The organism is Caldovatus aquaticus (assembly GCF_019458025.1).
Taxonomy (GTDB): Bacteria; Pseudomonadota; Alphaproteobacteria; order Acetobacterales; family Acetobacteraceae; genus Caldovatus; species Caldovatus aquaticus.
The window spans coordinates 1-22,620 of the sequence record NZ_JAHZUY010000059.1 but is presented as its reverse complement, the minus strand read 5'-3'; the positions used below and the strand labels follow the sequence as shown (position 1 = coordinate 22,620).

13 protein-coding genes and 1 tRNA gene are annotated in these 22,620 nt (G+C 70.5%); 4 read left to right on the top strand and 10 right to left on the bottom strand.

The window, feature by feature from the left end:
• The coding region (locus tag K1J50_RS15655; RefSeq protein WP_220118699.1) for a transposase at window positions 1-642 on the bottom strand (642 nt) is incomplete at its 3' end.
• Between the two features lie 956 nt (window positions 643-1,598).
• Between K1J50_RS15655 and K1J50_RS15650 the strand changes: the two genes are divergently transcribed.
• Window positions 1,599-1,674, top strand: a tRNA-Glu gene (locus K1J50_RS15650).
• Between the two features lie 422 nt (window positions 1,675-2,096).
• Here the strand turns inward: K1J50_RS15650 and K1J50_RS15645 are convergent.
• The 9 genes from K1J50_RS15645 to K1J50_RS15605 all read right to left on the bottom strand — a co-directional run bounded on the left by K1J50_RS15645 (window position 2,097) and on the right by K1J50_RS15605 (window position 19,238).
• Complete coding sequence (locus K1J50_RS15645) at window positions 2,097-2,885, bottom strand: HNH endonuclease (RefSeq protein WP_220118698.1); 789 nt, start codon at window positions 2,883-2,885, stop codon at window positions 2,097-2,099.
• A 24-nt stretch (window positions 2,886-2,909) separates the two neighbouring features.
• The gene (locus K1J50_RS15640) at window positions 2,910-3,434 is read right to left on the bottom strand and encodes a hypothetical protein (RefSeq protein ID WP_220118697.1); all 525 of its coding nucleotides are present in this window, start codon (window positions 3,432-3,434) and stop codon (window positions 2,910-2,912) included.
• Entirely contained in the window at window positions 3,431-4,798 is a 1,368-nt protein-coding gene (locus tag K1J50_RS15635) for an HD domain-containing protein (protein WP_220118696.1), read from the bottom strand. Before K1J50_RS15635 ends, K1J50_RS15640 begins: the two co-directional genes overlap by 4 nt.
• A 54-nt stretch (window positions 4,799-4,852) precedes the next feature.
• Complete coding sequence (locus K1J50_RS15630) at window positions 4,853-8,854, bottom strand: Eco57I restriction-modification methylase domain-containing protein (RefSeq protein WP_220118695.1); 4,002 nt, start codon at window positions 8,852-8,854, stop codon at window positions 4,853-4,855.
• A gap of 6 nt (window positions 8,855-8,860) precedes the next feature.
• On the bottom strand, window positions 8,861-11,611 hold the full coding sequence (locus K1J50_RS15625) for a DEAD/DEAH box helicase (RefSeq protein ID WP_220118694.1): 2,751 nt from the start codon (window positions 11,609-11,611) through the stop codon (window positions 8,861-8,863).
• 4 nt (window positions 11,612-11,615) lie between these two features.
• The gene (locus K1J50_RS15620) at window positions 11,616-16,793 is read right to left on the bottom strand and encodes a DEAD/DEAH box helicase (protein WP_220118693.1); all 5,178 of its coding nucleotides are present in this window, start codon (window positions 16,791-16,793) and stop codon (window positions 11,616-11,618) included.
• Between the two features lie 131 nt (window positions 16,794-16,924).
• Complete coding sequence (locus tag K1J50_RS15615; protein WP_255575346.1) at window positions 16,925-17,401, bottom strand: hypothetical protein; 477 nt, start codon at window positions 17,399-17,401, stop codon at window positions 16,925-16,927.
• On the bottom strand, window positions 17,398-18,732 hold the full coding sequence (locus K1J50_RS15610; protein ID WP_220118692.1) for a recombinase family protein: 1,335 nt from the start codon (window positions 18,730-18,732) through the stop codon (window positions 17,398-17,400). The genes K1J50_RS15615 and K1J50_RS15610 overlap by 4 nt, the downstream gene beginning before the upstream one ends.
• Window positions 18,729-19,238: a DUF2924 domain-containing protein gene (locus K1J50_RS15605; RefSeq protein ID WP_220118691.1), complete on the bottom strand. Its 510-nt coding sequence runs from the start codon at window positions 19,236-19,238 to the stop codon at window positions 18,729-18,731. Before K1J50_RS15605 ends, K1J50_RS15610 begins: the two co-directional genes overlap by 4 nt.
• 367 nt (window positions 19,239-19,605) lie before the next feature.
• Here K1J50_RS15605 and K1J50_RS15600 point away from each other — a divergent pair, with 367 nt between their 5' ends.
• The 3 genes from K1J50_RS15600 to K1J50_RS15590 all read left to right on the top strand — a co-directional run.
• The gene (locus tag K1J50_RS15600; protein ID WP_220118690.1) at window positions 19,606-20,799 is read left to right on the top strand and encodes a hypothetical protein; all 1,194 of its coding nucleotides are present in this window, start codon (window positions 19,606-19,608) and stop codon (window positions 20,797-20,799) included.
• Window positions 20,765-21,850 carry a hypothetical protein gene (locus tag K1J50_RS15595; RefSeq protein ID WP_220118689.1) on the top strand — a complete coding sequence of 362 codons (1,086 nt, stop codon included), beginning with the start codon at window positions 20,765-20,767 and terminating at the stop codon, window positions 21,848-21,850. Before K1J50_RS15600 ends, K1J50_RS15595 begins: the two co-directional genes overlap by 35 nt.
• Before the next feature lie 181 nt (window positions 21,851-22,031).
• The coding region (locus K1J50_RS15590) for a sigma factor (protein ID WP_304502922.1) at window positions 22,032-22,620 on the top strand (589 nt) is incomplete at its 3' end.

The window sequence follows — 22,620 nt, the reverse complement described above, 5'->3', positions numbered from 1 at the left end:
CTGGATCGGCCCGTCGGCGGCGAGGCTGTCGCCGCCATCGGCGCCGGTCGGCACGGCGCCGCGGATCAGGTCGGAGCCGAGATCGACCGCGGCCTGCGCCGTGAAGCCGAAGAAGCTGCGCTGGCCGCGCCGGGGGAAGCCGGCCTCCGGATCCCTGGTGGAGACCTCGCCCGCGCTGGGCGGCGGGCGGGCGACGGCGGCCTCGACCGGTGTGGCGTCGCTCGGCGTGCCGGCCTTCAGCACCAGGCCGCGGGCGTCGAGCCGGCGGTTCAGCTCGGCGAACGGCGCCCCGGCGAGGCCGCGCTCGGCCAAGGCGGCGCGGAACCGGCACAGCGTCGTCGCGTCCGGCGTGCCGTCGTCGAGGCCGCAGCCGCAGAAGCGGCGGAACGACAGCCGGTCGGCCAGCGCCTCCTCGAGGCCGGGATCGGAAAGCTGGCACCGCTGCGCCAGCAGCAGCGCGCGAAAGAGCGCCAGCGGCGGGTAGCCGGGCCGCCCCGTCGGCGCGCGCAGCGGCGCGAGCAGGCGCTCCATCGGCGCCCAGTCGATCGGGCCGGCGATGCGCCCCAGCCGGCGGTTCGACCCGGCACCCGCCGGCAGCAGCGCCTCCGCCAGGCTCCCCTGTCCGATCCGCCGCTGACCCATCCCCGCCTCGCCTCAGCCTTCGCGAGGCTCAGCGAATCAGCCATCAGCCGCTCAGCAAGGCGTTTCGCAGGGGGCTCCGGCGAGGATCGCGTCCCCCGGCGCGATGCGGGGGAAACCGGTCCATCCCCTCGCGGCAAGCGTCGTCTCAGCCCGCGAGGGCGCGCCGGCCAGAGGCGGAGCCTGCCCTTGCACCTTTGCGTCTGCGGCGGGAGCGCCTCCGCGGCCGCACCGGCAGTCTGCCTACCAGTCCGTCGCGGCCGGCCACGGAGCGTGATCACGGCGATAGCCGGGGCGGTGCGCGCCTCCTGCGGGCTGGCGAGGGCTCCGACGGCAAGCCGCTGCTGACCGTAGCCGCCGGCATGAGCCGGCGTGTCAGGTCTTTGCGAACGGCACGCTGGTCCCGGCGTGTGGCGGACGCCCTGACCCGGCCCGGCCGGCGCGAAACCTCCGACCCCGGCGGTGCTCGCTTTGCGCTAATGCGTTCGGCGGTACGGCGATCCGTGGGATGCGGACGCCGATGGCGGCGCTGGTGTCGGTGGCGGACTCGCTGCGCTCGCCAGCAGCTCCGGCCCGCTGCGTCGCGACGGTGCGGCGCGCGGGCGGCCTGGGTGGATGAGCGAGAAGCGCCGCGGCGTCGCAGCCGGGCGGGCGGGAAGCGGCGAACGGCCCTTGCCCTCTCCGCGGGAGGGCCGAGCCGGCGGAATCGGCCGCGCCTAGCGCTTTCCGCCCGCTGTGGCAGGGCCAGGCTGCGCGAAAGCGGCACGTCCCGCCCGAGGTGCGTCCCGGGCTTCGCCCGGCCGCACCCCGAAGAACAGGTGGACGGGCGCGGCCGGACCGGCTAGGTAGCGCCGCGGCGGACCTCGCCGCGCGCTCGGCCCTTGCGACCCATGGGCTGCCGGAGGCTGGGGTCTGTGCGGCGTGAACCGCGTCGGCCACGCAGGCGCGGGCCGGCCCTGGTCCCCATCGTCTAGAGGCCTAGGACACCAGCCTTTCACGCTGGTAACACGGGTTCGAATCCCGTTGGGGACGCCACTCTCTCCCCCGCAAACCTGCTCTCTGCCTCGGCGGCAGCGTCTGAGATCGCCTGTGGCGCGGGGTTCGGCGTGCCGACCTGTTGACCGCTCGAGGTGAAACGACCGGCGAATACGGCTCTCCGGCCGTCGATGCTTTCCGAATCTGTTGACTTCGGCGATTTGGTACGGGTCGTGAACCGAATGTTCCAAGCGGGCTTCCGAGTAGCTCCACCGGGACCGGTTCGAAACTCTCTTGGGCGCCGACAGGAGACCGGCTGCGAAACAGCGCCTACGGCGGACACCAGTGCACATTACCCGCGCACAGCCCTGCAGGATCCGACCGGCCGTGATGGTCGACGTCTGATAGCCTCCCCAAAGGGCCGTGCGAACGCCGATAGGGTTGCCGGCAGGCGGTATCCGAGAAGCCGCAGGCATCCCGGGTCAGGCCCCTGGCGAGGGTAGGCCTGGCGCCTTCGCTTCCACGTCGAACGCGTTCTCTCTGTGCCAGGCCAACTGCGCGCGATGCTGCGCGGTCAACCGCAAGGGGGCACTCCAGCGAAGTGCAGCCCGGGCCTCGGCACTCAAGCCCGAAGCGAAGCGGGGCGTGCCATCATCCTCGAAGGTCACGAGGCCCGTGTCGAAGGCGGCGTCCCACAGGGCGGAGAGGAGCAGGCCGTTGTGCACGTCCAGGCGTTCCGCGTCGCTCTCGCAGCGTGCCCAAGGCTTGATGTGGGAGGCGCGGAGCAGCGCGGGCTCCGTGATGCCGGTCAGGGGACAGCGCCCGCCCCAGTAGGCCATCAGCCCTTCGCGGAAGATGTCCTGGCCGACGCGCTGGAGGACGAGCCGTTCGGCCTCGGTCGTGCGGGGCAGGTTCCGGGTCTTGTCCAGGAAGGTCTGCAGCGGAGCATCAGGCAGGCTGACGGCCAGCGCATAGACGCGCGGCAGGACCCGGTAGAGCTCCCCTAGCTTGGCGAAGGCGAAGCGGGCGCGGCCGGGACCGGGCATGTCGGCCGGCGGCAGGCCGAGCTCCGCAATGACGCCAACATGGTCGAGGGCGAGGTACCACGGCCCACCCGCCCCTTCGGCGGCGAGGTGGATGTCGCCCCTCGCCGTGGTCGAGCCGTAGCGCGCCCAGCCATCCTGCTGCCCCAGCGCGCGGCGGTAGCCGTTCTGCCAGGCCGCCTTGCGGCATTCCTCGGCGACGACGAAGCCTTGTGGCGCCTCGATCATGGCATGCCAGCGGCGGGGGACCGGTCAGCCCTGCGCCGCGGCCGGCGGCAACCCCAGCTCGGCCAGAAGCTGCATGGCTTCGGCAAGCCGGCCCTCGCTGGCCTTGGATCCCTTCCGGCGGATGATCTCGGTTCTCCAATCCTGCGCCTTCTCGTTCGCCGCGAGCCAATGCGCGGTCGCGGCGAGTTCGAGGACGGTCGCATTCACCGCCGCCAGACGCTTGACGACGTCCCGCAGCCTTGGATCGCCGAGATAGGAGAATGCCGGAGGTCCGGCCTCGGCCTTGCGTTCGAAGATGCTGTATCGAGCCCCGTCGAGCTTGCGATGCTCGTATTTCTCTTCCACCAAGCCGAAGGCCTCGGCGTCGAAGACCGCGGCATCCAGGTCTCGCGAGTACGGCCCGTAGTGATGATACGCGTATCGGAAGCCGCTCCTCGCGCCGAGCTGGTCCAGCAGATAGGCGAGTTTCTGAAGGCGGATGCGGCTCACCAGGCGGCCGCCGGCAGCGGCGACGATCTCGTCCACCACGCGCTCGGGTTCAACGGTCATCGGGCCCTCCCTATCTGGCGTGCCGCATCGCGGTCGGCCTTGTCGGCGAAATAGAAACGGCGGAACCGCTTCTTGGGCTCCAAGGCCCGGATCAGCTCGGAGAGCCTGCTGATCTCGGTGGGCGTGCCGCCGTCGAGGATGTGGAGCCTCTTGTGCATGCGGTCCTCATCACCGCCGATCTCGGCATAGATGCCGATCGCGGCCTGGTCGTCGCGGATGACCCGGCCGTTCGCGATCTTGTCGGCGAACTCTTCCTCGATCCAGCGTTGCCGGCTGGCCTGCCGGCCCTTGTCGGCGCCGAACTCCGCAAGATCGAGCGTCTTGTAGAGGTTCCGGTCGCGAAGGCGAGCGGCCATGTCCGCGATCACGGGATCGGCCGCCGTCGTCATGGCGTCGAGGGAACCGAAGATCAGCGCGTCATCCAGGGCGAGGTAGTTCTGCACCGTCTCGCCGCCCTCGCCGAAGAAGCGCAGCAGCGGATGGCCGGCGGGCAGCCCGGTCCGTTCCACCGCGTTCCCCGCGCCGGAGGCGGCGTCGGCGACCGCCGCGAGCAGCCGGCCGATCATCGCCTCGACGCAGCGCGTGGTCTTGTGGAAATAGACCTGCTCGTGCAGCGTGTAGCGCGCGAGCAGGAACTGCTCCGCCGCCGGCAGGGCCTTCCGGTCCAGGCAGAAGGTCCGGACGCGGTGCGGCGTGGCGTCGTCCCCGTCCGGCGCGTCGAGCGCGATGGGCGCGACGCGGATGTTCTCCACCAGCCAATCGAAGTCGATGCCGCCGGCGCCGGTGCCGGTCATCAGCTTGTCCCGGCGCAGATAGTCCAGCCGGTCCGCGTCGAAGGAGCTGGAGACGACGGCGTGGTAGATGTCCTCCGGGTCTTCCCTCTCCAAGAGCGCCGCGACCTCTTCGGCGAAGCCCGCGCGGAAGGCTTCGAGCAAGGGGCGGATGCGCCCGGCCGGGTTGCGGATGATCTCGGCCGTCCATTGCTCGTGCCGCTTGCGGGCACCGCGGGCCTCCTGGACATGCTCGAAGGTGTGGCTGAACGGGCCGTGGCCGAGGTCGTGCAGCAGGGCGGCGATCAGCGCGACCTCGGCCTTGCGATCGTCCGGCGTCCCGCCGTTGCGCCTCATTTCCCGCGCGATGACCCGGACCAGGGTGCGCGCGGTGTGGAAGACGCCGATGGAATGCGCGAAGCGCGTGTGGACGGCGGAGGGGAAGGTGAACTCCGAGACGCCGAGCTGTCGGATCCGCCGCAGGCGCTGGAACTCGGGCGTGTCCAGCAGGCGCCAGGCGAGGCGGTCGACCGGGTCATTCTCCACGTCGAACACGATCAGCCCGTGCACCGGGTCGCGCAGGCGCTTGCTCACCGAATCGCTCCTCCGGGGCGGGAGGCTACAGGGTCTGGAACGGGACGTGAATCGTCACGGCAGGTCCATCGCGCGGAAGCTGCCGTCGGCCTCCATCGCGTCCCAGGCGGCGAGGGTGAGGCGGGCGGTGCGGTACTCGCCGTACAGGCGGATCTCCTTCTCCTTCAGCACGCGGAAGGTCTCGGACGGGTAGGCAGGGCCTTTCACCTCGGCGGGGTCGAGGATGTAGCGCATTTCGTCGCGCGTGAGGCCGTAGGCGCGGGCGTAGAAGGCGTCGAGTTCGGCGCGGAGCCGGGCGCGGCGCGCCTCGTCCCACGCAAAGGGCGGGCCGGTGTGGCCGAGGTCGCGGGCGAAGGGGGCGAGCGCGTGGGAGGTGTAGGTGAGTTCGAGCACGCGTGGGAGCAGGAAGGCGAGGCGTGGGGCGGTGTAGAAGGCGGGGGGGAGGACGGGGAGTTGATTGAAGATGAAAAAATTTAGCGTTGTCCCGCCGATCTTTTGCCTAGAAACAAAATCAAAAACGAGAGAAGAGAGATTTCCCGAGAGGGCGACCAAAAACTCCGGGGTTTCATTAGAGAGGATTAGCGGAATTTTGTTCCCCACCCCTACGCGCGGAAACACCGTGGCAATCACCGTCCGCTCGTCCGTCGCGCGGGCGATGTCCCGCCAGCCCAGCAGCCAGCCGCGCGACCAGCCCTTGGCGCGCAGCCTCTGCTCCACCTCCTCCTCCGGCACCCAGTAGCGCGGGTCGGGTTCGAAGCCCGGGTCGCGCTTGCGCTCCGGGGGGATGTCCAGCGTCGTCTCGCCATCCTCGGCATAGCCGGCCCAGCGATGGTCGAACTGGTGGATCATCTTCGCCTCGTAGAGCGGCAGGTAGCGCCGCGGCGCGCGCGGGCCCGCGCCCGGCAGGTCGAACAGGCCGGCGCCGCCGCCCTCCGCCGCCAGCACCCCCTGGCGGGGGCGCGCGCCCTCGGCCACCCACGCCGTGCCCTGCCGCACGAAGCCTGCGGCCGCCAACTGCGCCGCGGTGCGGAACAGGGCGCTGTCATTGGCCATGTCGAACAGCCGCGCGAAGCTGACGCCCCAGGGATTGCCCGCCGGGCCCTTCGCGTCCTCCACCAGCACCGGCACGCGGGCGTAGATCTTCGCCGTGAGGTCGGCATCGGCGCGGGAGCGGAACACCGGCGCGGTGCGGGTGTTGGGGTTCAGCCGCGCGATCTGCTCGGGGGAGAGGGTGAAGCGGCGCTCGGCGTCGGCCAGTTGCGCGACATCGGTGAGGAAGAAGGCGAACTCCGCCGCCGGCGCATCGCGGCCCAGGGTGAGCAGGCTGAATTTCATGCGGCTGTCCACCGCCGGGAACAGGCCGGCGCGGTTCTCGAAATCCACCAGCCGCACCAGCCGCCGGTCGGCAACGAGATGGGCGAAGAAGGGGGCGGTGGTGGCGTCGGTGGCGATGCCGGTCGGCACGATCATCCCCGCCCGGCCTTGGGGCGCGGCCAGCCGCGCGAAGAGTTCGGCGAACAAGGCGTAGGTGTTGATGTCCCCGCGGCCCGTGAGCGGGAAGCGCCCGCCCTCCTCGCCGGGCGTGCGCGCGAACTCGCTCGCCGCCTCGGCCTCGCGCTTGGCGGCGAGGAAGGCGGCGTGCAGCGCCCGCTCCGGCGAGCCTTCCGGCGCCTTCTCCAGCGCCTTGATCAGCCGCTCCCGCGCCGCCTTGTTCGGCGCGGCGGCGATCTCGGGCGAGCGGGCGGCGAAGAACTCCTGCTCCTGCAGCTTGATCCGCTCCCAGGGCGGGTTGCCCAGCACCACGTCGAAGCCGCCGCGCGCCATCACATCCGGGAACTCGAGCGGCCAGTGGAAGGCGCGCGCCGCCTCGGCCAGTTCCACCACCCGCCCGACCAGCGGGCCAAAGGGCATGCGCCCCGCCATCGCCTCCCACACATGCGCGGTGGTCGGGATCGTCACCGTGTGGCGGTTCGCCGGCACGCCACCGGTCTTGGGCACGAGGAAGGCCGCCACATAGGCGTCGCAGGCCACCTTGAACGCATACCATTCCGGCCCGCCGCGCAGCGCCGCGAAGAGCCTCGCGCGCTCCGCCACCTGCTCCGGCGTGTCCTCGGGCAGCGCGCGCAGCCGGCCGCCCAGGCTGGCGAATTGCCGCGCCGCCGGCAGCGCGCCGCCGCCGCGCGCGAAGTCGAGGCTGCCCTGCCCCGCGCGCTCGCTGCGGTTGCGCGCCGCGAAATGGCGCGCCGTCTCCCGGTCATCCCCGGCCAGCGGCTTGTAGGCGCCGTCCGGGATGCCCTTCTCCAGTGCCGTCAGGTCGAAAACGCCGAGCAGCGAATCGCCGCAGCGGATCTGCGCGTCGAAGAAGCCGAGCGGCAGGCCGGGATCCACCGTCTCGATCCACAGCGCCACCTTGGTCAGCTCCACCGCCATCGGGTTGCGGTCCACGCCGTGCAGGCAGCGCCGCGCCACATCGCGCAGCGCGTGGCGGAAATCCTCGGCCGAAGGGGTGCCGCCGGCGCGGTGGCGCGCGACGCGCGTGGCGATGCGCCGCGCCGCGGCCAGCAGGAAGTGGCCGGAGCCGCAGGCGGGGTCCACCACCGTCAGGCTCAGCAGCGCCTCGGCCGGGTCCTCGGCCGCCGCCTCCGCGCGGTCGAGCACGGGGTCGAGGGCGGTGTCGAGCAGCGCCTGCACCAGGCTGTCCGGGGTGTAGTAGCTGCCGGTGGTCTTGCGCTGGTTGCCGCGCGCCTCCGCCGCGTCGGAGGCGAAGACCAGCCGGCGGCCCTCCTCGGCCAACTGGGGCTGGAGTTCGAGCAGGCTCTCGTAGACCGAGCCCAGCTCCTCCGTCTCCATGGCCTGCCAGTTCACCGGCGCCATGCCTGCCCCGTCCGAGATCCAGCCGAGGCGGTAGATGGCGGAGAGGAAGGCGCGGTTCGGCAGGCGCGCCGCCTCCAGCGTCGGCAGCAGCCCCGGCGCGAAGAGCCCGCCGAGCGCGGGCAGGCCGAGCCGCGGCTCTCCGCCGGCCAGCGCGCGAAAGACCACCTTCAGCCCCTCGTAGCGGTCGTGGTGCCGGTCCCAGGCGCCGCGGCGCGCGGCCTGGGCGCGCAGCATCGCCAGGCTGTAGCCCTCGGCGTAGAGGCGGCGTTCCTCCACCCCTGCCGCCGGTGGGTGCAGCAGGTTCCGATCCTCCGCCACCATCAGGAAGATCAGCCGGTAGACGAGGCGCAGCAGCTCGTTGAACCATTCCGTCAGGGCGATTTCTTGCGCGGCGAGCTTCTCGCGGAGCTCCCGGTTCGCCTCGAGAAAGCCTGAGCCGAGCTCCTTGAGCGCCAGTTCCACCTGCCCGGCGAGCCGGTCGCGGGCCGCCTCGCCGGCCTTCGCGCCGGCCTCGCGCCACCGCTCCAGCGCGCAGTCCGTGGCCGGCGCGCCCGCCCGCCCGAAGCGCGTGCGGTGCATCAGCAGCCAGACCAGGGCGAAGGAGGCGACGTCCTCCGTTTCGAAGATCTGGGCGAGATCGGCCTCGATGTAAGCGGGCCGGGTCAGGGAAGCGTTGTCCCGCATCAGGCGCAGGACCCTGCCGTTCGTCGCCAGGCCCCAGAGCGCTCCCTCGGCGGCGCCGAGGCGGTCCTGGAGGACCAGCACCGCCGAACGGGAGCGGTCCTGCGAGAGGGTGGCGCTGCGGCGGTCCAGCTCGTCGGCGGGGGGCACCACCACGACCGGTACCCGGCCCTCGCCGGCGGTGAGGGCCACCGGCCCGGCCTCCTCGCGGAGGTCGGCGAAGCCGAGCGTCTCGCGCAGGAAGTCGCGGACGAAGCGGATGGTCGCCGTCGCCGACACCGCGCTGGCTGTCAGGAAGTCGGCGTAGTGTGCCTGGCCGACCCGGAAGGCGAGCGAGATCTCGTCGCGGATCGAGATGCCCTTCCGGAGGCCGTAGTCGGCCTCGCCCTGCTCCGGCGCCTCGCGCCGGTCGATGCTGGCAATCATCGCCGGGGAGATGAGGTTGCCTTCCAGCGTCAGGGCAGGCCAGGCGGCGATGTCGGTGACGGGCTTGCGCGGCATCGCGGCTCAAGCCCCAGCAGGAAGGAGGACGAAAAGGCCGATCACGTCGGGCGGCAGCACCGCCTCGACGGTGAGGCGAGGTGCCGTGCCGGAAGCGGCACGCAGCCGGGCATGGTCGGCCAGCAGCTCCTCGGCGCGCTGGGCCGCATGCTGGCGGACCGGGCCGTCGAGCAGGCCCGGCAGCTCCGCGTGCGCGGTGCGCAGGAAGCGCGCACGGGCGACCTCGGCCAGGTCGTGGGTGGCGGGACTCGCCAGGAGGGTCCGGGCCTCTGGTCCGCTCGCGACGACCTTGCCGTCGCTGACAGCGAGCAGCGCCGCCTCCTCGGCGAGGAGCAGCCGCTCGCGCCGCGCGTGGACCGTGAGCTTCATGCGGAGCCGCAGGAGCAGGAGGATGGTCTTGCGCGCCACCGCCGCGGTCGGCCAGGCGCCGGTCCGGCCCAGGCCGAGGCCCGGCAGGGAGGCAGGGTCGAGCGCGCCCTCGACCAGCGCCTCCGCCAGGGTGGCGGTCAGCGGGTGGGTGCGGGTGAGAAGGCTCGCGCCCGCCGGCGCCGGATCCGCGGTGGCGAGCCGCAGCGAGCCGGTCAGGCCCCGCTCCGCGAGCCGCTCGCGCAGGTGCGGGTCAAGCGCGTGGACATGCGCGAGGAGGACCGCCTTCCTCGGCTCGAGTGGCGCGTCGAAGCGCTTCATGGCGGCCTCGACGAAGGCCAGCGCAGCGTCCGGTCCGCCGAGGAGGTCGCGCGCCCGCGCCCACTCGGGCGCCACCTCCTGCGGCTTCATGGCGTTCTGGGCGAAGCGGGCGCGCGACCTGCGCTCGTTCTCCTGCGCATCGCGCCAGCGCTGTTCCATCGCCGCCGCACCGTCGGTAAGCCGCAGGTCGAGCGCGAGCTGCTTCGTGGTGCCGCGGCGAAGCATCATGGCAGCCATGAGGGCGTCGGTGACGGGCCCGCGCTCGTCCGGCAGAGGGACGGTGACGCCCGTCGCCTTCCGGATCGCCTCCGCCTTGCGCAGGATCACATCGAGCACGGCCCCGTCGATGGCGCTGTCGGGGGAGAACATCAGCACCGACCGCACCTCCGGCGCGGGCTGGCCGAAGCGGTCCACCCGCCCCTCGCGCTGCTGGTGCCGGGTCGGGTTCCAGGACAGGTCGTAGTGCACGACCGTGTCGAACAGCTTCTGGAGGTTGATGCCCTCCGAGAGGCAGTCGGTCGCGACCAGGATGCGCTGCTCGGCCTCGGCCATGTCCGCCACACGGTCGCGCCGCTCGTCCGGCGTCAGCAGCCCGGTAACGGCCTCGACACGGACCTTTGGGAAGGCCCGGCGCAGGGCGTCGCGGACGTGCTCCGCCGTGCTGATGAAGCGGCAGAAGATGACCGGGTTGGCGCCCTCCCGGATGATCGGCTTCAGCAGACCGACCAGCGCCTCGACCTTCGGGTCGGGCTCGCCGAGGAGCTGGCTGGCCGTCTGGATGAGGGCAGCGAGCGGTGCATCGGCGGCCATCGCAGCCGCGGGTTCGACGTCGACCGCGTCCTCGTCCTCGCCATCCTCGTCGTAGATCTGCGGTTCCAGCCGCTCGGCCTCGCCGGCCATTCGGTTGCGCAGCGCGCTCAGAGCCGCAGCCGGGGACGAGCCCACGCAGCGCATCAGGGCGAGCGTCCCCCAGAAGGCCAGCCGCCTCTCCCGCTCCCCGCTGCCGGCCCGCGACACGACCCCGAAGCAGTAGTCGAGCACGGCCTCCTGGAAAGCGAGGTGCTTGGCAGAGAGGCGGTAGGGGAACTCGGTCGTCTTGTGCTTCGGGAAGGCCCGCTCCTCGGCCCAGTCCGCCGAGGTGAGGTCGATGCGGCGCCGCTGCACGTAGTGCCGCGCCAGGCGCTCCCGGTACCGCAGGTCGTCGAACTGCAGGGATGCGAAGCCCGGGTCGATGAGCGAGAGGAGACGCGCGAAGGCGTCCTCGTCGCCGCTGTGCGGCGTTGCCGTGAGCATCAGCAGCGCCCGGTCGGGGTCACGGGCCAGTTCGGAGAGAAGGCGGAAGCGCTGCTGCCGTCCCTTGTGGGTGCCGACGCAGGCATGCGCCTCGTCGACCACGACCATCTTCGGGCAGGCGCGGGCGAACCGGTCGCGCCGCTGCTCGGCCTTGATGTAGTCGAGGCTGACGACGGTGAACGGGTGGACATCGAACAGGGTCTGGGCGACAGGCAGGCCACGCTCCAGGCGCGGGGCTGTGCTCGCCGTGACCGCCACGGCCTCGAGCCCGAAGCGGCTGCTCAGCTCCCCCGTCCACTGCTCGACGAGGTGCGGCGGGCAGAGGACGGAGAAGCTGTCGAGATCACCACGATCGAACAGCTCGCGGAGGATGAGCCCGGCCTCGATCGTCTTGCCGATGCCGACGTCGTCCGCGATCAGCAGCCGCGGCACCGGCAGCCGCAGGGCCATGAGGAGCGGGACGAGCTGGTAGACCCTCGGCTCGAAGGCGATCTGAGCGGCGGAGCGAAACGGCCCGGCTCCCCGGCGCAGGGTGAGGCGCAGGGCATCCGCGAGCAGTACGGCGTTGGTCTGGCTGGTGACCTGAGCGTCCGCGGGCAGGTCGAAGCGCGCGGGCTCGACCGGCTGCAGCTCGAGCTCGGGCTTCAGCAGTACCCTGTCTGCCTCGGAGCCCGACAGCGGGCGCAACGCGAGCCAGCCCTCCCGTGGTGCCGGCAAGTTCACCCACTCACGGCCGCGGGTGCGGACGATGTCGCCCGGCGCGAAGGCATGGGACATCGGCTCAGCTCCTCAGATGGGCGGCTAGTGCCTCGGGGACGCCACCGGCCGGGTCGTCCGGCAGTTCGACCAGGACCCACCCGGCGGCTTCAGCTTCGGTCCGGGCGTCCGCCGGGATGGGTTCAGGGTCGGCTGCGACGAAGTAGGCCCTCCAGGCGAAGCGGAGTGCGTGTCCGGCGAAGGTCATGGCAGTTGGGTCCGGAGCCGGCAGATCGGCCGCCTTGAATGCCGCGGCCCAGCTGCTCTCCTCGACGTCGGCGTGGTTCGGCCGCAGCGTGATCTCGCCGCGCGCCAACGTCAGGAGGAGCCGTTTCGCGTTCTCGTCGGTGCGGTCGATCAGCTCGTGGTCGGGCTGGTTGAAGTAGGAGAGGAGGCAGCGGTAACAGCCCCGGACGCATGTGCCCTCGGCTGTGTCGCGCAGGGTCATGGGGTCGCAGCTGAGGACGGCCTCGTCGACCCTACTGTAGTGCATCAGGGACAGTGCCTCGTAGGCGACGCGGCCGAGGGCCTGCGGGTCGGAGATGATGCGGTTGAGCACGCCCGCGCCGCCCTCCGCAGCCTCGTAGGCGAGGATGGCACGGCGGTTGTCCCTGCTCGGAAGCGGCTCCCCGAGCACCTCGCCCTCCTCGAGCTGGTAGGCGACCTCGATCCCCCGCATCAGGGCGTGCTGGACGGTGGCGATGGTGGTCGGGGAGAAGCGCCCCGGTTCGGCGAACCGCATCAGGAGCGCGTTCTTGCGGTCCCGCACGATCGGCACAATGCGGACCGACCGTGGCTCGTCGGGGGCGGCATCATCCTCGTCCTCGTCCTCGGCCTTGCTCCAGTATCCGCTGCGCGGGTCGATGTTGAAGCCGAGGATCGCCTTGTCTTTCCGCCGCTTCAGGCCCTTGTTGAGGCGGCTGATCTCCGCGCTGTTCGCGTATTGGAGGGTGAGCAGGACCTCGTCGTCCGCCTTCAGGACGCCCTCCGTGACGACAATCTCGCCATTGCGGCGCGGCCAGGAGAAGACCGTCTGGATCTCGAAGCCCTGGCGGACCCGCTCCTCGTCATTCGCGGTGATGCGGTCAGCGGGCGCCGTTTCGACATTGTCGATCCGGAGGGTTCTGCGGATGGGCAATGCCCCAGCCATCGGCGCACGGCAGGCGTGGCACCGCTCGACCTCCACGTCGTGGGCGCCTCCGCACCCGCTACAGATGAAGATCTCCTTCGTCGCAAGGCCGTTGCCGTCCGCGCTGCGGGCCTCTGGCGGTAGCTTCGCCTTGACGACGCGGTAGGCCCGCCCCTCGTGGTAGATGAGGCTGCGCGGGCCGAACTCCGAGATCGCCAGGAAGCGCGCCCGCTGCAGAAAGGCGCCCTGCCGGGTCTGGCCCGCCGAGGCGGGCACGTAGGCATAGAGCGGGAGCCGCGGGAAGTTGTAGCCGGGCAGGAAGCCCTCCGTCGCGAGGTAGCGGTAGGAGTAGAAGTCGGAGCCGCTTGTCGCTCGTCCCTGCTCCAGGATGGCCAGCTGCTCGTTCGCTTGCGCCTGCGCCTCCTTGATCCGCCGACGCTCCACGCCAGACAGACCCGCCATCTCGGACCGGACATTGGCATCGGAGAGCTGCCTCCTGGCGGAGCGGTAGAGCTCCCGCCAACGGTCGAAGGCGCGGTCGAACTCCCCAGGTGCCTCGGCTGCGACGCGGGCGACGAAGGCATCTGCGTCCCCGAGCCAGACGGGCGGGATGTCGCCGAGCGACAGGAGCACTTGGTTGAGGACCCTGCGCATGGCGACCTGAGCCCGGCCCGCCAGCCCGGGATCGGAGATGACGGCGTGAATCTCTGGCTTCAGTGGGAAGCCGTCCGCCTCGAGATCGAGGATGTCGGGGATGTCGGGCGGCAGCGCCAGACGCGCCTCCGCGAGCCAGACAGCATGCAGGTGAGATGTGACGAGCGCCTCATTGCTGAGATCGATCGCAGGCGGGCGGACCACGCCTGCCACCACTTGCTCACGCCGCGCGAAGAAATACTGGTCGTGCGGGCTCTGCGCCGCGCAGTAGGTGACGACCAGGGCTGCTTGGCCCGAGCGGCCCGCGCGGCCTGCGCGCTGCGCGTAGTTCGCAGGCGTCGGCGGCACATTTCGCAAGTAAACAGCGTTCAGCGCCGAGATATCAACACCGAGCTCCATGGTCGGCGAGCAGAAGAGTGCCGGGAGGAATTGGGTCGGCTCGAATGCGGCCCGCATCTCCGCCTCATGCTCGGCAATGCTCTTCCGGTCCTCCTCCTCGTAGCGGAACCGCCACTCGCGCCACTCGCGCTGCTCCTGCCGCACCTGTGCCGTGTGCTCGCGCCCCTCGAGGCCGAAATAGGGGCTCACCCCAGCGCTGAGGCCCTGGGCGATGCCGAGGTAGAGGTGGTGGAAGTAGGGGTTGCCGAGAGGCTGCTCCTGCACGGCTGCCTCGCCGGGAACCAGGCGGACGGCGGACGGCACCAGCCGCCAGCCCGGACGGTCCTGCCACGTCCCGACCTGCCGGATCAGCCCCTCCTCCGCGAGGAGGCCGAGGACCCGCTCCATGAAGTCGCGGTAGTCGGCGGTCCCCAGCCTCGTTCCGATCACTTTTTCACGGTTGATCTGCCGCGCGAGGCGGGATCTGGCGCTGCCGCGCAGGAAGCTCTGCTCGTCGCGCAGGCCAGTCTCACGCCGCGGAGGTGCGTCCAGAATGAAGGCGGTCTTGCCCCGGAGCGTCTCGTTGCGGTCGATGGCCCACGGGTCGCGGAGCAGCGACCGCGAATTCTGCGACAGGGCGTCAAGGATCGTCAGGTCGAGGGACTCGGTGTCGATTGCCAACCCCTCCAACATGGCATCGAGGATCTGGCGCAGGACGTCCTCGCGCCTCTGCGGCTCCAAGCGGCCGAGGATAGGGCTCGCGGCGTCCACCCGCGCGCCGTCAGATGCCAGTTCGGCGAGGCCAATGTACTCGACCCGGATCAACTTCAGCACGCCGAGGCTCGGGTTGGTGAACCGCCAGCCGCGGCGGAGGTCCGTCCAGACGCGGTGGGCGAGAACCTTCGTGAGGGTCCGCTCTGCGTCCTTCCGCTGCACGCCGCTCGCCTTCGGGTCCGCCATCCAGTAGACGCGTCTGGCCGTGTTCTCGGCGGTGAAGCCGAGGGCCCGGCCGACGCGCAGACCGAACTCGTCCTCGGCCAGCCCGTCCTGGCCCGCGCTCAGGACGGCCCTCAGGAGTGCGCCCCGCAGCAGGCTTACGAACAGGAAATCATTGAAGTGTCCGGCCTGAAGCGCAGCGTCCTGCCTGTTGTCGGTGAAGGCCAGCAGCTTGCGCTTGTCCTCCGGCACGGCGCTGCTCGGCCGGTTCAGCCACTCCAGCGCGCTGGAGACGATAAGCGTCGTGGCGGAGCTGCGCCCCTCCGCGGACAGGCCGGCCAGCTTCGTGCGCTCGCTCGACTTCGACGCCGGCATCTCATGGCAGCACGGACAGAAGCTCATCTTCCCTGGCAGGAACCAGAACGGCCGCCCGTCTGGCCGAACGGTTCCGTCGGCGGCGACGTGCATCCGTCTTGGAACCTGCTTGGCCCTGTTCGGTCGGAGCCGGACTGCACCGCGTTGCTCCTCGAGCCACTCGTCGGGGTAGCTTTCGAGATCCCCGGTGAACTTGTACTCGCTGTCGCCGTCTCCGACCGGAGTGAGATAGCCGGCCAGATCGTCGCCATCGTCAGCGGCGAGCGGCGTATCGTCGATGTCGCGGGCCAAGAAAACCTGCTTGCCGTCGGCCTCCACCAGGGTGACCACATGATGCTCCTGGCCACAGGACCGGCAGAAGCGCGTAGGATAAAGCCTCGCCTCGGGGTCAGCCGGGTCGTTGATCTGCCCCTCCAGCGAGACATTCCGTGGCGCCGGTCGAAGGGTGGTGTAGACCTCTCCGGATCCTGCAATGAACCGATGGAGCTTGAAGGCGAGGAACGCGCGGTCGCCCGACCCGCCCCGGGCGTACTCCGGAAGGCTCACTCGGGTCAGGAAGGCTTCGAGCGCAACGGCACACCGCTCCTTTGGCAAGCCCGTCTCGTCCGCAAGCGCCTGGGCCGCCTCTCCGAAAGGGATAGGCTTCTTGCGCCGCAGGACCTGACCATCCTCGAGGCCGAGCGACAATTCGACCCAGACCGACAGCGGATGACGGCGGAGGTCCGCGTCGGTGAGGGTGTCGGGCAGCGGCGCCTCAACTGCGCTGCGCAGCAGCGGTCGGACGTCGGCCAGGGACAGGCTGTCGTCCGTCGCGCGCCGAAGGCTCTCGTCGATCACGGCCTCGGGCCCGATCGCGGTGCCGAAAAGGCGCGACGCGACCTCCGCCACGGTCCCCGCCCGGGACGCATCAGAGCCTTCGCTGACCATCGTCGCCGAGGTCCCGATGCAGATCGGCGGTGTCGGCCCGGCGCAGCGGTCCCGGAGCCGACGGACGAGGATCGCGACATCCGCACCCTGCCGCCCGCGATAGGTGTGCAGCTCATCCAGGACGATGAACTCGATGCCGCTGGCGTTAGCGACGACCTGCCTGTCGAGATCGTCCTGCCGGGTCAGTAGAAGTTCGAGCATCATATAGTTCGAGAGGAGGATGTCGGGCGGATTGGCAGCAACCTCCTGGCGCTCCGCCTCCTTCTCCTGGCCTGTGTACCGCCGCACAGAAGGCCGCAGATGGTCAGGTAGATCGGCCTGGGCGACGAACTTCTCGACCTCCTTGATTTGACTGTTGGCGAGCGCGTTCATCGGGTAGACGATGATGGCTCTCGTGCGTCGCCCGTCCCCCTGCTTCCGCGCCCTGATGACAGTGTCGATGATCGGGACGAAGAAGCAGAGTGACTTGCCCGATCCGGTGCCGGTCGTCACCACAAAGCTCTGGCGTGCGCGCGCCTTCGCTATCGCCTGTGCCTGGTGAGCGTGAAACCGGAGGGGCTCGCCCTTGGCGCGGAACACCCGCGCCGTGAGCGGGTCGAGATCACCTGACGCGGCAAGGTCGTCGACGGTTGGCCCGGCCTCATAGTGCGGATTCAGTGACAGCAGCGCATCAGGCCAGAAGAAGCCGCTGTCGTACTGTCTGTCGATGGCGGCCTTGAGGTCAGGAGCGCGAACCTTCGAGAAGGAGCGGGAGAAGGTCGCATAGCTGTCGACGAGGCTACGATCGAGGTCAAACGCCTTCACTCCACGCTCCGTCGTATAGCCAACAAGAAGAGCGCCCAAGACAGCGGACGCGCCGCGGGGGCGGACGGTCGCCCTGCCGATTCAAGGTGCCCGACCATCAGGCTGCGTTGGCACGCAATCTCAAGTCGAGGTTATCGCACCGTTTTCGCGTGTTCAATGCTGGGACGGCGGGCGAAAACAAGCCCTACGGCGCCCCGCCGTAAGGGCCAATGGCGAGGCAATGGGACAAACTGCTGGCGTTCCCACTCCGAAGGAAAGCGGGCCAGCAATCCCGGCAAAGTCATCTCTTTCGGCTGACGCTCATCGAGGATCGCTTCCACAATATCCGGCGCCAACAGCGTCAGCCGCAGTACCCGGCTGACATAGGAGTCGTTGATTCTCTCGGCGGCGGCGAGCTCGCGAATCGACCCGTACCGCCCCTCCTCCAGCATGCGCCGCCACCGGAACGTCCGCGCCAGCGCCTTCACCAGCGCCGGGTCGCCCCCGGTGACGGCGACGCCCGCGCCGTCCGCGCCGGCCCGAACCGGCGCCCCATCCGGCCCGATGATCCGCTTCCGCCCGCCGCGGCGCCGGATCGTCATCGGCACCACCACCGTCACGCTGGTCATGCTGCCAGCGCCTCCCGCGGCTGCTTCGCCGTCATGTCCCGGGCGATCCCGGCGAGCCCCTCCAGGTTCAGCCGGATCTCCGCCCCAGCCTCGGTGACGGTGACCCGCTCGACCAAGAGGCGCACGATCCGCTCCTGCTCGCCGGGGAACAGCTCATCCCACAGCGGATCGAGCCGCCCGAGCGCCTCGCGCACCTCCGCCTCGGTCAGGTCCGGCGCCTCCGCCCGCACCGCCCGCCAGGTGCCGACGACGACCTCCGGCTGGCGCAGCAGGGCGCGCACCTGCGCCATCACCAGTCCCTCGATCTCCCCGGCCGGCAGGCGGCGGTGCGGCGCGTCGTTGGTCCCGCCCCGCAGCACCGCCTGGCTGACGTAGTAGCGGTAGAGCCGCCCCTTCTTCCGGGTGTGGGTCGGCGACATCGCCCGCCCGTCCGGCCCGAACAGCAGGCCGCGCAGCAGCGCCGGCGCCTGGGCGCGGTTCTTCGCCGCGCGGGCGCGCGGGCTCTCGGCCAGGATGGCGTGCACCCGGTCCCAAAGGTCCCACGGGATGATGGCGGCGTGCTCGCCGGGATAGGCTTTCCCCTTGTGCACCGCCTCGCCGAGGTAGGTGCGGTTCACCAGCAGCTTGTAGACCGCCCCCTTGTCGAAGGGCCGTCCGGTCTTCGTGACGAGGCCCTCCGCCCGCAGGACCGGCAGCAGCCGCGTCGCGGAGCCGAGCTCGGCGAATCCCTCGAACACCCGCCGCACCGCCGCGGCGCCGGCCTCGTCCACCACCAGCCTGCGGTGCTCGACCCGGTAGCCGAGCGGCACGGGGCCGCCCATCCACATCCCCCGGGCGCGCGAGGCGGCGATCTTATCGCGCACCCGCTCGCCGATCACCTCGCGCTCGAACTGCGCGAAGCTGAGCAGGATGTTCAGCGTCAGCCGCCCCATGCTGGTCGTGGTGTTGAAGGACTGCGTGACCGAGACGAAGGTGACCTCGTGCTGGTCGAAGGTCTGCACCAGCCTGGCGAAGTCCATCAGCGAGCGCGAGAGGCGGTCGATCTTGTAGACCACCACCACGTCCACGAGGCCGGCCTCGATGTCGGCGAGCAGGCGCTTGAGCGCCGGGCGCTCCAGCGTGCCGCCCGAGGCGCCGCCGTCGTCGTAGCGGTCGCGGACCAGCACCCAGCCCTCGGACCGCTGCGAGGCGATGAAGGCCTCGCAGGCCTCGCGCTGGGCATCGAGCGAGTTGAACGCCTGCTCCAGCCCCTCCTCGGTGGACTTCCGGGTGTAGACGGCGCAGCGGAGCTTGCGGACCTTCGCCGGCATGGCGTCGTCGCGGCGGCTCATGCGCCCCTCCGCGGCCGGATGCCGAAGAACACCCAGCCGTTCCAGCGCGTGCCGGTGATGGCGCGGGCGATGGCGGAGAGCGACCGGTAGGGCCGGCCCTGCCACTCGTAGCCGTCGCGGGTGACAGTGACGACGTGCTCGACGCCCTGGTATTCGCGGATCAGGCGCGTACCGGCGATCGGGCGCTCCTCGTGGCGGATGCGGCGGAGGGTGATGTTCCTGCCGTCGATCTGCTCGCCCAGCGCCTCGAGGCACTCCAGCGTCTCGCGCCTGAGGCCGCCATAGGCCAGCTCCTGGATGCGGTAGGCCAGACGGCTCTCCAGGAAGCGCCGGTTGTAGGGCGGCGGCTCGGTGCCGAACAGGCGGCGCCATTCCGCCTTCAGCTCGCCGATCGGCAGGCCGGGCAGCGCGGCGAGGCGCGCCGGCACGTCCGGCTTCGGGATGGCGGGGATGGTGGGGGCGGGCGCCTCTGATGCGGCCGGCGGCTTCCGTCGAGTCTGTGTCATGCGTCTCCCTTTCTCTCGGGGTTCGCATGACGGCGCTGGGTGGGGATGAAGTGTAGGCGAGGCTCTCCCACCGCCGCGGCCTCGCGCGCCGTTTCCTGCGCAGCGCGGCTCCGCAGCCGCAGCAGGCCCCGGGCGAGGAGATCGCAGACCTCGCGCAGGTGGGGTGGGAGCCCCGCGGGACGGAGCGCGGCCGGATCGGGAGGCGACATGTTCCTCAAGGCGGAGGGGTGGTCGCCTGCACATACCGCCGGTCCCGCCGTGATGTCGGGCTGCACGCACGGGGAGCGAGCGGAACGATTGGGGAACAGCTGACGGCGGAGTTGCGAGCCGGATATTCTACCGCTGGGCAAATCGGCGGTGGTGCGTCATGGGCTCGTTCAACCCGAGGAAATTCACGGACCCGGATCGGCTGAGGAGTCTGGATCCGCGGCGGCTGCGCGCGTTCTTCGCGCCCTGGCGCAGTTACCTGTCCGGCCGCGGCTTCGAGTTCCCCGCCCCCGCGGAAGAGATCGACCACCAATCCCTCGCGCACGTCCTGCTGACGCCGGATCACGCGACCCCGCGCGAGATGGTCGACGCCCTCTACTACGTCCACGAGACCGCCTCGGCGGAGGACATGGAGGAGCTGATCGCCGCCGCGCGGCGCCAGGGCGTCCCTCTCGACGATGATCCGGCTGCGACGCCGGCGGACCTCGCCATCGACGTCTGGCTGGCCGCCCCCGATCTCCTCCAGTCCCGCCACTCCGAGGCCGTGGCCAGGAAGCAGCAGAACTTCGAGTACTTCGCGCCTCACCAAGCCGGGCGGCGCCCGTTCCCGGAGATCGACGAGGCCCTCCGGCTGCAGATCGAGGCCGAGCTCGACAACTGGTTCGAGGGTCACCGGCGCGGCCGGGGGTGTCGGATCTTCGTGTTCCGGCATACCCCCCTGGTTTGGATCCTCGTCAGGCACGGCCTTCCGATGCGGCGCGAGGCCGGCCACCAGGACGATGGGCGCGCCACGACCGAGTTCTACCGGCCGCAGCAGCACGACGTGCTGTTCTACGACGAGCGGAACGGCGAGATCGGGGTGCACGCCAATACCAAGGGGGAGCGCAAGCTGTACCTCAAGACGTTCGGCAAGTTCGTCTTCGGGGACGAGGATCACTTCCCCCCGGCCGCCAAGTTCACCCTCGACCCCCTCGCCGAGGACGGCGCCGACGCGTTGAACGTCGAGGACATCGACGGCATCAGCGCCGTGCGCCTGGTCGAGTGCCGGCGATACTGGGGCGGCGCGTTCAAGGAAGTGGAGGTTCGCAGAGCGGAGAACCTCTTCGCCGCGCTCGCGGCGCGGGGCGCGCCCGGCCTTTCCGGCGGACGCCTCGTCGGCGCCACATTCAAGGTCAAGTTCGAAGGTTCCGAGAAGGAACGCTCGGTGACGGTCCGACCGCCGGGCATCGCCAGGTACGAGCGGAACGAGGACAGCGAACTCGTCGAGCGTTGGCTCAGGAACAGGGGCTTCATCCTGGCGACCCAGGGCGCGGACGACGATGAAGCGGCTACGGCGGTTCTGGAAGGCGCTTGACGAGGTTCCCGGCGCAGCGACCGACCGCCTGGATTGGACCGACGTCCTCGGCGCCGAATGGCGTGACATCGAGCCCTACCTCAAGAGTACCGGCCGCCGGACGACGTCGGTCATGTGCCCGTATCCCGGCGGCGATGGCTGCCCGCGGCGGGTCGTCACCGGCACCAACGGCGCAATCCGTGCCGTCTGCGGCTCCCGCCCCCGGATGTGCGATGCGCTCGATCTGAGAGCAGCCGACGTCACCATCCTCGCGCTCGATCGCGCGAAGCTGCTGCGCGAACTCGCGCGTGCCTTCGACGCCGAGCCTGCCGATCGCTCCGTTGGCTCGGGGAGGGTGATGCTGGTCGGGCGGCACGCTCTTGCCGCCGGCTTGGCATCTCCGATCCTCCTGGCGCTTCCGGGCCCGGCGGATCCGCTCGCCGAGGATGAGCTGAGGGCGGCAGGCCTCGATCCAGCTGGCAGCGTCGTGCTGGTTCCACGCCCTTCGTCGCTGCCCGCACCGGTTCAGGCCCGGTTGGTGGCTGCCGGCCACCAGGTGATCCCACTGTCCGAAGCCATGGGGCTCGGGGCCAACGGGTTTGAGGCGCTCCAGCCACCGGCCATCCTTCTTGCGCCGATCCGGGGTGCGCTGGACACCCGCATCAAGGCGCAGCCGAATGCGCCGTCCCTCCGGCTGCCACCAGGGACCCGCTGGGAGCAGATCACCTTCCTGCTCACCAGTTCGGCAACGCTGGTCTGCAGGACTCCCGGTTGGTCCCGCCAACTCGACCCTGGCGATCTCGGGATGCGAAGCGCCAAGAACAACCATCCTACCCTGGCATGGACACTTCTGGTCTCCCTGGCAGAGTTGGGCGGTGCGATCTCGGTCCGTGACAGGTCCAAGGAGGCAAGCTTCAGAAAGCAGAAGGAGCATCTCTCCAAGCACCTACGCGACGCATTCGGTCTCGCCGAGGATCCGCTCCCGTGGGATGTCACGCGGAGGGCATACGTCGCCCGCTTCATCATCAGGGATGAGCGTCCCGTCGGGGAGCGCGGTCCCCGCCGCCGATGAAATTTCGTCGGTGACCGCGCCCGCCAAGCGAACTTTTTTCTTCGCTCTCAGCGCCATGACTCCGCGCCGTTCCGCCGTTAGCCGCCTCAGCCGCCGGCACCGATCCCAGCCCTCCCCGTGAAATTTCGCCGGTCGCGATCGATCGGGCCGCGAGCCCGTCCTCGATCGACGGCGAAGGACCATGGAGCAGCCTACCCGGGAAGCGGCACTCGACGCGCGCATCCTCAAGAATATCCGCAACACCGCGAGGCGTCTGGACCGACAGGGCCGCATCCCCGGCATGGATGCCGACGACATCGCGCAGGATCTCTTTGTCGATCTATGGCGCCGGCGCGATGCCTTCGACCCCAGCCGCGCGAGCTTCGCGACCTTCGCGGATCGCGTCGTCTCCCATAGCGTCGCCACGCTGCTGAATTCGACGGCCCGCCTGCGGGCGGAGCGCCAGCTCCTCAGCCTCGACGCAGGCAACGACGGCGCCGATCGGTCAGCGCTGGCCGACACCCTCGTCGATCGGCAGGCGGACACGGAAGCCGACCAGGCGCTCGCTATCGACGTCAGGCGCTTCATCGGAGGGCTGCCGCCGGCCCTGCGGCGCTGCTGCGATCTGCTGCTGATGCCAAATCTGCGCGCAGCATCCGCCGAGGCCGGCCTGCACCGCTCCACCATCTATGAGAATGCGCGCCGGCTGCGACGCCTCGCGGAGCGAGCCGGTTTGCGGGACTACGTTGCAGCGCCCCGACACTTCGCCGATCGCGCCGGTAGGTGCCCGG

Coding starts and splice junctions, on each gene's coding strand:
- K1J50_RS15600 (WP_220118690.1), top strand. CDS start 19,606: ATGGGCTCGTTCAACCCGAGGAAATTCACGGACCCGGATCGGCTGAGG.
- K1J50_RS15595 (WP_220118689.1), top strand. CDS start 20,765: ATGAAGCGGCTACGGCGGTTCTGGAAGGCGCTTGACGAGGTTCCCGGC.
- K1J50_RS15645 (WP_220118698.1), bottom strand. CDS start 2,885: ATGATCGAGGCGCCACAAGGCTTCGTCGTCGCCGAGGAATGCCGCAAG.
- K1J50_RS15615 (WP_255575346.1), bottom strand. CDS start 17,401: ATGACCAGCGTGACGGTGGTGGTGCCGATGACGATCCGGCGCCGCGGC.
- K1J50_RS15605 (WP_220118691.1), bottom strand. CDS start 19,238: ATGACACAGACTCGACGGAAGCCGCCGGCCGCATCAGAGGCGCCCGCC.
- K1J50_RS15610 (WP_220118692.1), bottom strand. CDS start 18,732: ATGAGCCGCCGCGACGACGCCATGCCGGCGAAGGTCCGCAAGCTCCGC.
- K1J50_RS15640 (WP_220118697.1), bottom strand. CDS start 3,434: ATGACCGTTGAACCCGAGCGCGTGGTGGACGAGATCGTCGCCGCTGCC.
- K1J50_RS15625 (WP_220118694.1), bottom strand. CDS start 11,611: ATGTCCCATGCCTTCGCGCCGGGCGACATCGTCCGCACCCGCGGCCGT.
- K1J50_RS15630 (WP_220118695.1), bottom strand. CDS start 8,854: ATGCCGCGCAAGCCCGTCACCGACATCGCCGCCTGGCCTGCCCTGACG.